The sequence below is a fragment of the bacterium genome (assembly GCA_021372775.1).
Lineage (GTDB): Bacteria > Acidobacteriota > Polarisedimenticolia > J045 > J045 > JAJFTU01.
Genome location: JAJFTU010000404.1, coordinates 1 through 11,694, shown reverse-complemented (window position 1 = coordinate 11,694; position 11,694 = coordinate 1). Strand labels below are relative to the sequence as shown.

The 11,694-nt window shown below is 76.2% G+C and carries 6 protein-coding genes; 4 read left to right on the top strand and 2 right to left on the bottom strand.

Annotated elements, in window-relative coordinates; translation table 11 throughout:
* Nucleotides 1-395, bottom strand: a 395-nt coding sequence (locus tag LLG88_13810; GenBank protein MCE5247983.1) for a hypothetical protein, incomplete at its 3' end; no start/stop codon positions are given.
* A 117-nt stretch (nt 396-512) separates the two neighbouring features.
* On the opposite strand from LLG88_13810, the gene LLG88_13805 reads away from it, so the two are divergent.
* From LLG88_13805 to LLG88_13790, 4 genes are all read left to right on the top strand, one after another.
* Nucleotides 513-2,831 carry a hypothetical protein gene (locus tag LLG88_13805; protein ID MCE5247982.1) on the top strand — a complete coding sequence of 773 codons (2,319 nt, stop codon included), beginning with the start codon at nt 513-515 and terminating at the stop codon, nt 2,829-2,831.
* 55 nt (nt 2,832-2,886) lie between these two features.
* Nucleotides 2,887-5,268, top strand: coding sequence for a hypothetical protein (locus LLG88_13800; protein ID MCE5247981.1), 2,382 nt, complete (start codon nt 2,887-2,889; stop codon nt 5,266-5,268).
* Between the two features lie 208 nt (nt 5,269-5,476).
* The gene (locus tag LLG88_13795) at nt 5,477-8,800 is read left to right on the top strand and encodes a CHAT domain-containing protein (protein MCE5247980.1); all 3,324 of its coding nucleotides are present in this window, start codon (nt 5,477-5,479) and stop codon (nt 8,798-8,800) included.
* 110 nt (nt 8,801-8,910) lie between these two features.
* Complete coding sequence (locus tag LLG88_13790) at nt 8,911-10,113, top strand: pyridoxal phosphate-dependent aminotransferase (GenBank protein ID MCE5247979.1); 1,203 nt, start codon at nt 8,911-8,913, stop codon at nt 10,111-10,113.
* Between the two features lie 2 nt (nt 10,114-10,115).
* Here the strand turns inward: LLG88_13790 and LLG88_13785 are convergent, their stop codons facing one another.
* Nucleotides 10,116-11,357, bottom strand: coding sequence for a geranylgeranyl reductase family protein (locus LLG88_13785; protein ID MCE5247978.1), 1,242 nt, complete (start codon nt 11,355-11,357; stop codon nt 10,116-10,118).
* Nucleotides 11,358-11,694: the final 337 nt, after the last annotated feature.

Below are 11,694 nucleotides of genomic sequence, written 5' to 3'. Positions count from 1 at the left end.
ATCGCCTGGAGCGCCTTGACCGTCTCCGGGTTCTTCGACACGGCGGTCAGGACGGCGCCGTCGGCCGTGTTCTCGACCGTGCGGGTCACGTCCTTGCCGGCCATCGGGCACTTGCCGCAAGAGCAGCCTTCCTTGGCCGCCTTCGCGAGGTGCTCCTGAAGCGCCTTGACCTGCTTGGCGTCCTTGCTCTTGAACGTGATCTTCACGCCGCCGTCGATCTTGACGAGCGACTTCTCGATCCCCTTCATCGCCTTCATCGCGCAGCCATGGCCCTCGGCCTTGGCGGCGGTCTGCTCCGGCTTCGCGCCGTCGTGCTTGGAACAGGTCGGACCGGCCGCGAGCGCCGCGCCGACGCCGAGCGCCAGGGCGGCCACCACCACGATCAAACGCTTCATCGAGTGTCTCCTTTGCGCGGCCCGCGACGCCGCGGGTCGGCGCTTCCGAAGGGAAGCGTAACGGCGGCGCGGCGACGCGTCCACCGCGCGCCGCGTCGGTTGGGATACGATGACGCCATGCACGACGGCTCGAAGAACGACGCGCCGGCGCGACGCGCGGCGGACCGGCTGCGGCGCGCGCTCGGCGGCGGGGCGGCCGGAGCGCCGCGCCTGCTTCTTCTGCTCCTCGCCGCGCCGCTCGCGTTCGGCCTGCTCAACGTCACCTACCGCGACGCCGGCATGGTGCATTTCCCCGTGCGCGCGGCGGTGCAGCGCGCGCTCCGCGCGGGGGAGTTCCCCTTCGTGCTCGAGGAGGCGGCGTGCGGCCAGCCGCTCGCCGGGAACCCGAACTGGGGCTTCTTCCTGCCCGACACGCCGCTGCTCTTCGTCCTGCCCCTTCCCGTCGCCTACGGCGTCCATTTCGCCTTGGCGCTGCTTCTCGGCTACTGGGGCGCGCGGCGCTGGGCGCGCGCCGAGGGGGCGGACCGCTTCGCCGCGGAGTGCGCCGCGGCGGCGTTCGTCGGCACGGGGATCTTCCTTTCGGCGTGGAGCTTCTACAACGCCGGATGGGCGCTGGCGCTGGCGCCGGCTGCGCTCGCCGCGGCGGCGAAGCTGCGCCGGAACGCCGAGCGCGACGCGGCGGCGGCGCGGCGCTCCGCGGTCGAGCTGGCCTGCTGCTTCGCGCTCCTCTTCTGCGCCGGCGAGCCGGTCGTCTTCTTCGCCGCGGCCGGCGCCGCCGCGCTGCGCGTTTTGCTGCCGGCCGGGACGGCGCGCCTACGTCTCCGCGCGGCCGCGCTCTTCGCGCTCGGCGGCGCGATCGGCGGGCTGCTCGCCGCGCCGCAGCTCGCCACGTCGTGGCAGGCCTACGCCTTCTCCGCCCGCGGCGGCGTCGTCTACGACTTCGAGAACGTCGCTCACTGGTCGTCGCCGCCGTCGGCCTTGCTCGAGCAGGCCGCGCCGTTCCCGTTCGGCCGCGTCGATCTCCGCGACGCGCGCGGCTTCGCCGCGCAGGCGGCGAACGACGGGCGCGAGCCGTACTTCCTCTCGCTGCACCTCGGCTTCGCCGCGCTCGCGCTGGCGGCGCTCTTCCTCCGCCGGCGCGACTTCGGCCTCTGGGCGTGGCTCGCCGCCGCGGGGGCGCTCTTCTCGTTCGGCAGCCATCTGCCCGGGGCGCGGGCGCTGCTTTGGGCGCTCTCGCTCGGCGGGCGGCTGCGCTATCCGGCGAAGGGCTGGAACCTCGTCGCCCTCGCCGTCGTGCCGCTCGTCGCCGCGGCGGCGGCGCGCTGGAGCGCCGGGGAACGCCCGTCGGCGCGGCGGACGGCGCTCGTCGCCGCCGGCGTCGGCGCGCTGGCCGCCGCGGGGCTCGCCGCGGCGCCGTTCGACGTCTGGCGGCTCGTCGCGACGATCGTCGCGCTCGGCGCGGCGGCGTTCTTCGTCGTCGCCGCGCGGCGCGGCGCGCGGCCCGCGGCGGGCGTCGTCGCCGCGACGCTGCTCGTCGCCGGGCTCGCCGCGGCCTATCCGCTCCTCGCCGCGGTCGTCGATCGTCCGCTCGACGTTCCGCCGTTCGACGCGCGGGGCGGGCGGATCTTCGTCGTGCGGCGGACGCACCTTCATCCGCCGCCGGGCGTGGACGACTTCGGCCACGAACCGACGCGCGTCTACATGCGCCGCGGCGCCGCCGAGCTGTGGCCGCACGTCGGCGGCGCGCGCGGCGTTCCCTACGCCTTCGATCCGGACGTGGACGGGAGCCACTCCAAGCTGTCCGCCGTCGTCGGCACGCGCGTCGAGGCGCTGGACTGGGCGCGGCGCGCGCCGGAGCTGCGGCTCGCCGGGGTCTCGTTCGTGGTGACCGACGAGAACGAGCTGCCGCCGCCGTACCGTCCGCTCGCCGCGCTTCGTCCCGACGGCACGGCGCATCTCTTCGCGCTCGACGGCGCCTTGCCGCGCGTGCGGGCGGCGACGCGGGTTTGGCGCGCGCCCGACCTCGCGGCGGTCTACGCCGCGCATCAGGATCCGGCGTTCGATCCGCGGAGCGACGTCGCGCTTCCTTCGACGACGGCGGGCGTGGACGGGACGGCGGCGCCGGCGCGGATCGTCGCCGCGCGGGAGCGCAACGGCTCGCTCGAGGCGGAGGTCGAGGCGTCCGCGCCGGCGGTCGTCGTCTGGTCGCGGGCGTTCCAGCCCGCGTACCGCGCGGAGGTGGACGGCGCGGCGGCGGTCGTCGTTCCGGCGGAAGGCCACTTGATCGGCGTGCGCGTTCCCGCGGGACGGCACGAGGTGCGGATCGTCTGGTCGCGCGTCCCGCTCGACTGCGGCCTCGCCGCGGCGGCGCTCGGCCTGGCGGCGGCGCTGCTCCTGCTGCGGAGCGGACGGCGGGACGCGGAGGAAGGGCGTTGAACGTCGCACCGAGAAGCCGCGCCTTCGGCGTGGTCCGCCGCGCGGAGGATCGTCGATGATCGCGAACCCGCGGCGGTGGTCGGCGACGACGCTGATCGCCGTCCTGCTCGTCGCGCTGGTCCTGCCCCTCTTCGCGGGGCTCGTCGTCGTCACCTACCGCGACGCGACGGTGCTCCACCAGCCGGCGCGCGCCGCGGCGGCGAACCTGCTGCGCTCCTTCCATTTCCCGTTCGTCTTCGAGGGCGGGGGATGCGGGCAGCCGCTCGCCGGGAACCCGAACTACGGCCTCTTCTTCCCCGACACGCTGCTGCTCTTCGTCCTGCCGCGCGACGCCGCGTTCGGCGCGCACTTCGCCTTGGCGATCCTGCTCGGCTTCTGGGGCGCGCGGCGCTGGGCGCGCGCCGCGGGGCGCACGCGCGACGCGGCGACGGTCGCGGCCTGCGCGTTCGTCTCCTGCGGCGTCTTCCTCTCGGCGTGGCTGATGTTCAACTCGGCGACGGCGCTGGCGATCGCGCCCTGGGTCGCCGCGGCCGGCGTCAAGCTGCGGAAGCGGTCGCTCGGCGGCGACGCCGCGGGCGCGCGGCGCGCGGCGGCGGAGCTCGCCGTCTTTTGGGCGCTCGAAATCGTCTGCGGCGAGCCGGTGACCGCGCTCGTCGCGGCGGCGGCGCTCGGCGTCGAGTGGCTCGCCGAAGGGCGCGGCCGCGCGGCGGCGACGAGCGATCGGGCTTCGGCGCGCGGACCGCTCCGCGGCCTGCCCGCGGCGGCGTCGGCGCGGGGACTTCTTCGCGGGCTGCCCGCGGCGGCGTCGGCGCTCGCGCTCGGCGCGGCGCTCGCGGCGCCGCAGCTTGCGCTCGCCTGGCAGACGACGCGCAGCGCGTGGCGCACGACGGTCCGCGACACGGGCGAGTCGGTGGCCGGCTGGTCCAGTCCGCCGGTCCAACTGCTCGATCTGGCGACGCCGTTCCCGTTCGGGCGCCCCGACCTTCGGGACGGGCGCGGCTTCGCCGGGCACGACTACTTCGGCGGACGCGAGCCGCTCTACTGGTCGCTTCATCTCGGCCTGCTGCCGCTCGCGCTCTGGGGACTGAGCGGCGCCGCGCGCCGCGGGCGCGAGGCGTGGTGGTGGCGCGCGATCCCCGTCGCCGTCGTGCTGTCGTGGGGCGCGTTCCTGCCCGGGGCCGCGCTGCTGCGGCCGCTCCTCTCGCTCGGCGGAAACGTCCGCTTCCCGATGAAGGTGTGGGGACTCGTCGCCCTCGCGGTCGTGCCGCTCACCGCCGCGGCCGCGGAACGCTGGCTCGCCGGCGCGCGCGCCTCGCGGCGGCGCGCGGCGCTCGTCGCCGGCTCGTCGGCGCTCGTCGGCGCGTGCGGGTTGCTGGTCGCGCCGATCGACAGTTGGCGTCTCGGCGTCACGTTCGGCGGCGTCGCCGCCGTCGGCGCGCTGGCCGCGTCGGCGCTCAAGGAGGATCGCCCGCGCGGCGCCCGGCCGCTCGCGCTCGGCGTGCTCGCCTTGGGGCTCGCGGCGCACGTGCCGCTCTTCCTGACGGCGCTCGACGTCCCCGCCGACCGCGTCGCCGTTCCCGAGGACGGCGGACGGGTCTACGGCGCCGCAGTGCCGCCGAGCGCCCATCCGACGTCGTCTTCCGCGCGGTCCGACGATCAGGAAACCGTGCGCGACGTCTATCGGCGGGGCGCGCAGGAGTATTGGCCGACGGTCGGCGCGGGGGACGGCGTCCGTTACGTCTTCAACAACGACATCGACGGCAGCTACTCCTACGCCTCGACGTTGATGCGGGAACTGGTCGGCAAGCTCCGCTGGTCCGACGTGGTCAAGGAACTGCGGATCGCGGGGGCGACGCGCGTCGTCGCGCACGATCGTCTCGGGCCGCCGTTCCGGCCGCTGCGCAGGTTGCCGCCCGACGGCGACTCGACGCTCTACGTCTTGCCCGGCGCCGCGCCCGAGGTGCGGTTCGCGACGCGGGTCTGGGGCGCGCCGGGGTTCGACACGACGCTGGAGATCCACCGGCGGCCCGACTACGACCCGCACACCGACGTCGTTCTGGCCGGGGCGCCGCGCGTCGCGGAACCGCAGGCGGCCGCGGCGTCGGTCGCCGTCGAGTCGCTCGACGCGAACCGCCTCGCCGCGCGGGTCGAAGCGGTGCGGCGCGGCGTGCTCGTCTGGTCGCGGGCCTACAACGACGCCTACCGCGTCTTCGTGGACGGACGTCCCTCGTCGGCCTATCTCGTCGAGGCGCAGCTGCTCGGCGTGCCGGTCGAGGAGGGACGGCACGAGGTCGTCGTCGAGTGGTCTCCCGCGCCGCTGCGCGCCGGCCTCGCGGTCGGCCTGCTCGCGCTGGCCGCGCTCGCCGCGCTGCGCTTCGGCCGCCGACGCGGGCCGTCGCCGCGGGACGCGGACGAGCGGCCGGCGCGCGTCGAGTAGGCGCGAGGCCCCCGCGGCGTCGGGACCGGTGCACGTCGGATCGGCGGGGCGAGGACAGTCTCGAGCGAGCGACGAGCCGAGCGACGGACTCTTCGGCCGAGGCGCTTCTCGGACGAGACGAGTCGCGGCGCGCGCGTTTCCCCGCCGGCCGATTGTGTGTTTTCATGATGCGTCGCGCGGGGGACGCGACGCTCGGGAGAACGGCTTCTTGCGGCTGCTGGCTGCTCTCGCTTGCGGCGTCGCCGCGAGCCTCGCCGCGTCGGCCGATTCGCCGCGCCCGGTCGCGGCGGGGGAGACGCTGGAGTCCCGTCTGCCGCTCGTCGGCGACCGCGCCGGGGAAATCTCCTTCGTGTTCGAGGCGGCGACGGACGGGCCGGTCGCGGTCGAAGTGCGCTCGACCGAATTCGATCCGCTGCTGCGCGTCGAGCGGGAAGGGGATTCCCGCGCGCGGGTCGTCGCGGCCGACGGGGGCGGCGCGGGGGACGACGCCCGCGCCGCGTTCGCCGCCGCGGCCCGCTCCCGTTACCGCATCGTCGTTCGTTCCGCGCGCTTCCAAATCTGCGCCGGCGCGTTTCGACTCTCGATCAGGTCCGGCGCGTTCCCCGCTCCCGACGACGCGGCGGAGACCGCGTATTGGTCGGCGGTCGAGGCGTCCGGCCGCGGCCACGCCGACGCGGCCTGCCGCGTCGAGGCGCGGCTCCGCCTCGCGGCGCGCCTCGACGATCAATGGGACCGCGGCGGCTGGCGCGTCGCGCGCGGCGCGCTCGCCCTCGCCGCGCGCGAACTTGGGCCGGACCATCCGGCCGTCTCCGAAGCGCTCCTCGTGCTCGGCCTCTGCCCGTTCGAGCAGATCGCCGGAACGCTCCCCGGCGAGGAGCCGCTGCCGCAGGAACTGCACGCGATCCTCGACGACGCGGCCGACGCCGACCGCAACGTGAAGCTCCTGGAACGGGCGTACGCGGGCTTCGAGCGGCGCGGCGCGGCAAGCGACCCGCGCGCGGCGCAGATCCTCGCCTACGTCGCCGACGCCTATCGCTACAACGGCGCCCTGACCGAGGCCCGCCCGAAGTTCGAGCGGGCGCTCGGCGCGCTCGCGGCGGCGCTCGGCCCCGACGATCCGTGGATCGCCGAGCCGGCGCGCAACTTCGCCTCGCTGCTCGACGCGCTCGACGACGCGGCGGGAGCGCGGCGCGAAGCGCAACGCGCGCGCCGCGTGGACGAACTTTGGCGCGGCGCCGGCTCGGCCGACGTCGGCTACGACCTGCGGCAGGAAGCGGCGGCCGAACCGGACGACGCGCGGGCGATCCAACTGCTCGAGGCCGGCGCGGCGGGGGTGGTCGCGGCCTACGGCCCGCGCGGCCTCGACGCGGCGATCGCCTTCCGCGCCCTCGGCGACCGGCAGTTCGCCGCCGGACGGCTGGCGGACGCGCGGGCGACGTTCGAGCGGACAGCTTCGATCTTCGGCGCGGCCGGCGCGTCGTTCGCGCTCAAGCGGGCCGAGATGATCGCGCGGATCGCGCAGATCGACATCGCGGAAGGGAAGCCCGAGGCGGCGCGCGCGCGGCTCGCCGAGGCGGTCGCGGCCGAGATGCCGGCCTCTTCGGTGCGCTCGGCGCGCGGCCTGGAACGCGCCGGGGCGGCGTACCTCGATCTCGGCGACGCGGCCGCGGCGATCGCGCCGCTGGAACGGGCGGTCCGGCTGCTCGAGGGCGCGTTCGGCGCCGACCATCCCTCGACCGTGCGTCCGCGGCAACTGCTGGCGCGCGCCCTCGCCGCGCGCGGCGAGCTGGACCGCGCCTTCGCCCTCGCCGCGGGCTCCGCGGCGGCGGAGCGCCGGGATCTCGCCGTCGCGCTCGCCGGGCTGCCGGAGCGGCAGGCGCTCGCCGCGGCGGCCCGCGGCTGGACGGTGCAGGGGGACGTCGTGGCCTACGCCGCGCGGCTCGGCTCGCCGGTCGCCGCGACGACGGCGTTCGACGAGGTCGTCCGCTCCCGCAGCGTCGTCTTCGACGAGACGGCCCGGCGGCGGGTCGCGGCCCGCGGCGAAGGGGCGGAGGCCGTCGCGGCCGCGCGCCGGCTGCGCGAGGTTAGCGGCCGGCTCGCCGCGCTGCTCGCCGGGGCCGGCGCGGACGGGAATCCGGCGTCGTACCGGGCGCGGATCGACGCCGCGCGGCGCGACGTCGAGGCCGCCGACCTTGACCTCGCCGAGCGGAGCGCGCGGCACGCCAGGATGCTCGCCGACCGCCGCGTCGGGCTGGCCGAAGTGACGCGGGCGCTCGGCCCGGACGACGCCCTCGTCGGCTTCGTGCGGCACGCGGCGCCGGCGGCCCGCGGGGGAGACGAGGCGCGGTACGCGGCGTTCGTGCTGCGCGGCGGGGACGCCGCGCCGCGGATCGTCCCGCTCGGCGACGCCCCGAAGCTCGACCGGCTCGTCGGACAATGGCGGGCGGCCGTATTCGCCGCGGCGTCCGGCGGCGACGGCGCGGCGGCGCGCCGCGCCGGGGCCTCGCTGCGGGCGGCGGTTTGGGATCGTCCCGCCAAGGAACTCCGCGGCGCGCGCCGCGTCTTCCTCGTCCCGGACGGGCCGCTCAACTTCGTCGACTTCGCGGCGCTGCCGACGTCGGGCGGCCGCTATCTGGTCGAGGACGGTCCGCTGCTCCATCTCCTCTCCACGGAAAGGGATCTCGTCCACCGCCCGGGCGCCGCGCGGGGGACGGGGCTGCTCGCCGTCGGCGGCCCCGACTACGACGCGTCCAGGGCCGCGGCGCCCGTCGGCGACGCGGCGGCGGCGTCCGCGTCCGAGCCGGCGGGGCGTGCGTGCGGCGCGTTCCTGCGGCTCGGCTTCGCGCCGCTCCCCCACGCGGCGGAGGAGGCGCGGGAGGTCGGGGCGCTCTGGCCGGACCGCGCGGAGGCGCCGCTCGTCCTGACCGGCGGCGCGGCGACCAAGGAGGCGTTCGTGCGCGAGGCGACGGGGCGGCGCGCGCTCCACCTCGCGACCCACGCCTTCTACCTCGGCGACGAGTGCGCCCCCGCCGCCCCCGGGACGCGCGGCCTCGGCGGGATCGCGCGGCTGCCCGAGGACCGGCCGCCGCGGGTCCGCGGCGAGAGCCCGGCGGCGCTGGCCGGCCTGGTCCTCGCCGGCGCCAACCACCGCGGCGCGGCGAACGCCGACGACGGCCTGCTGACGGCCGAGGAGATCGCGGCGCTCGACCTCTCGTCGGCGGAGCTGGCCGTCCTCTCGGCCTGCGACACCGGCCTCGGCGAACTGCGCGGCGGCGAAGGGGTCTTCGGCCTGCGGCGGGCCTTCCTGCTGGCCGGGGCGCGCACCGTGGTGACGAGCCTCTGGCCGGTGCGCGACGACTGGACGCGCCGCTTCATGCAGGCGTTCTACCGCGGGCGATTCGTCGCGCGGCTCGACACGGACGAGGCGCTGCGCGCGGCCCATCTGGAGCTTCTGGCCGCCGCGCGGGCCGAACGGCGCGCGGACGACCCGCTGCTTTGGGCGGGGTTCGTCGCCGTGGGGGACTGGCGTTGATCGCGGACCGTTGGCCGTGGCGCCGGCGGCGCGAACGCCGTACGCATAGCTGGGGGCTCGCCGGCGCGGTCCTGTCCGCGCGGACGGCGCGCCTCCCCGAGAGGTGAGCCATGGCGGAAATCAGTCACCGCGCCGACCAGTTGGGAACCGAAAACGCGTTCGTCGTCCTCTCCGAAGTCAACGAACTGCTGCGCCTCGGACGGCCGGTGATCTCGTTCTGCATCGGGCAGCCCGACTTCCGCACCCCCGACCACGTCTGCGAGGCGGCGATCGGGGCGATCCGCGAGGGAAGGCACGGCTACACGCCGTCGCCGGGGCTGCCGGAACTGCGCGAGGCGATCGCCAAGTACATGAGCCGCGGCCGGGGCGTCGAGATCCGGCCCGAGGACGTCGTCGTCGGCGCGGGGGCGAAGCCGTTCATCGCCTACGCGGTCGCGACCACCACCGACTACGGCAAGGGGCACGAGGTCGTCTATCCCGTGCCGGGTTTCCCGATCTACGAATCGCAGATCCGCGCGCAGGGCGCCGTGCCGGCGCCGCTCTGCCTGCGCGAGGCCAACGGCTACCGCCTCGATCCCGACGACCTCGAGCGGCGGATCACCTCCAACACGCGGCTGCTGATCCTCAACACGCCGCACAACCCGACCGGGGCGACGCTCGACGAAGAGACGCTGCGCGCCGTCTGCGCGATCCTCCGCAAGCACGAGCACATCTGGGTCTACGCCGACGAGATCTACTCCCGCCTCGTCTACGACGGCGCGTTCTCCTCGATCGTCTCCCAGCCGGAGATGCAGCGGCGGACGATCCTCGCCGACGGCTGCAGCAAGACCTGGTCGATGACCGGCTGGCGCGTCGGGTGGGCCAGCAACCGCGCGTTGGCGCCGATCCTCGCGCGCTGGGTGACGAACACCGAGTCCTGCGCGCCGCACGTGAGCCAGATCGCGGCGCTCGCGGCGATCAACGGGCCGCAGGACGAGGCGGAGCGGATGAAGGCGAAGTTCGCGGAGCGGCGCGACCTCATCGTCCGGCTGCTCAACGAAGTGCCGGGGTTCCGTTGCCCGAAGCCGGGGGGCGCGTTCTACGCCTGGGTCAACGTGGACGAAGCCTGCCGGATGATCGGGGCCCACGACTCGGAGGAGCTGCGGCGGCGGCTGCTCCATCAAGGGAACATCGCCGTGCTGGCCGATCACCACTTCGGGCCGCCGCAGTGCAACGAGGGGCAGCACATCCGCCTGAGCTACGCCTGCCACAGCAAGACGATCGAGGAAGGCGTGGCGCGGATCGCCGACTTCCTGCGCCGTCAGGCGCGCTGAGCTCAGCCGGCGACGAGTTTGAGGATCGTCGTCGGGGCGAAGGCGGCGCGCGGCGGCGCCGCGCCGAGCGCGATCTGCGCCAGCAGCCGCGCCAGTTCGGGACGACGCCGCGCGGCGCCGACGAGGCGGTCGAGCGTCGCGCGGCGCAGGTAGAGATCGCGAACCCAGAGGATGCCGCGGAACCAGCGCGCGCAATGGCGGCGCAGAGCGGCGGCGTGGCGCCGCGCCGTCTCCTCGGGCGAAACGCCGGCGGCGAGCGCCGCGGCGAGGTTCTCCGCGGCGAGCATCCCGGACTCGAGCGCGAAGTCGATCCCCTCGCCCGAGAGCGGATTGACGAGCCCCGCGGCCTCGCCGACGAGGACCAGCCCGGGACGCGCCAGCGGCGAGTCGAGGAAGTCGAAGCGGAGCGGGAAGGCGCGCGGCGGACCGTCGAGCCGCGCCCCGGCGAGGCGCGGCGCGATCGAGGAGGAAGCGACGAAGCTGTCGAAGACCCGCCGCGCGGAGACGCCGACTTCCGCGCGGCGCGCGGGGCCGCGGCCGGCGCCGACGTTGGCGAGTCCCGGGCCGACGGGGAAGATCCAGCCGTAGCCGGGCAGCGGCGCGCCGTCGAAGAAGAACTCGATCGTGCCCTCCTCGGCCACGTCGCCGCGGGCGTAGAGCCGCGCCGCGGCGCCGAGCGCGCGCCGTCCGGCGGCGAGGCCGCAGCGGTCGACGAGCGGCAGCGTCGCCCCGACGGCGAGCGCCGCCGCCGCGCAGCGCAGTTCGAGCGGCCCTTCGGCGTCGCGCGCGGCGAAGCCGACGACCCGTCCGCCCTCGACGAGCGGCGCCTCGACGCGGCATCCGCCGCGGAACGAGGCGCCGGCCTCGACGGCGCGGCGCCGCAGCCGCTCGTCGAGCTCGCGGCGCGGCAGGCCGAGGACGCGGCCGTCCTCGCCGTCGCGTCCGGGAATCGCGGTCTCGGCCGCGGCCCCGCCGGGGGCGACGAAGCGGACGCGCCGCGAGACGGCGCCGAGCGGCGCCAGTTCCGCCGCGAGTCCCATGGTGCGCAGCACGTCGAGGGCGCGCGGCGACAGCGCGTCGCCGCAGGTCTTGTCGCGCGGAAATTCGGCGCGGTCCACGAGGAGCGCGTCCCGCCCGGCCCGCGCCAGAAAGAACGCCAAGGCCGATCCCGCCGGTCCGGCGCCGACGATCACGATCTCGCGCCGTTCCACCCGCACCATGCCGCGTCCCCCTTCGCCGCGCATCGCCGCGGCGCGTTCCGTGCCGACGCCCGCGGACGGCGTCGCCTTCGCCCATGGTACACGCCCCCGCCGCGGCCACGACGCGCGGCCGCGGCGCCTCGCGGAACGCGGGCTCTTCGGGTTGCGAGAGCAAGGCCCGCGCGTCTCGAGGCGCCGCGGTTCGTGCGCGGGGGGCCGTGTCGAACCCTGGAACTCAAGGGTATCGCCACGGCCCCCCGCGCCCGAACCGCTGGTCGTGTTCGAGGAACGCGCGACGTTGGTTCCGCGTGCCAACCAGAGGTGCCCCGCTTTGCCATTCGAACGGAGGTCGGCCCCGTTCTGGTGGCTGCCCTGCTCCTCG

Bases quoted from the DNA above. Each gene is read 5' to 3' on its own strand.
- LLG88_13805 (MCE5247982.1), top strand. From the start codon at position 513: ATGCACGACGGCTCGAAGAACGACGCGCCGGCGCGACGCGCGGCGGAC.
- LLG88_13800 (MCE5247981.1), top strand. From the start codon at position 2,887: ATGATCGCGAACCCGCGGCGGTGGTCGGCGACGACGCTGATCGCCGTC.
- LLG88_13790 (MCE5247979.1), top strand. From the start codon at position 8,911: ATGGCGGAAATCAGTCACCGCGCCGACCAGTTGGGAACCGAAAACGCG.
- LLG88_13785 (MCE5247978.1), bottom strand. From the start codon at position 11,357: ATGCGCGGCGAAGGGGGACGCGGCATGGTGCGGGTGGAACGGCGCGAG.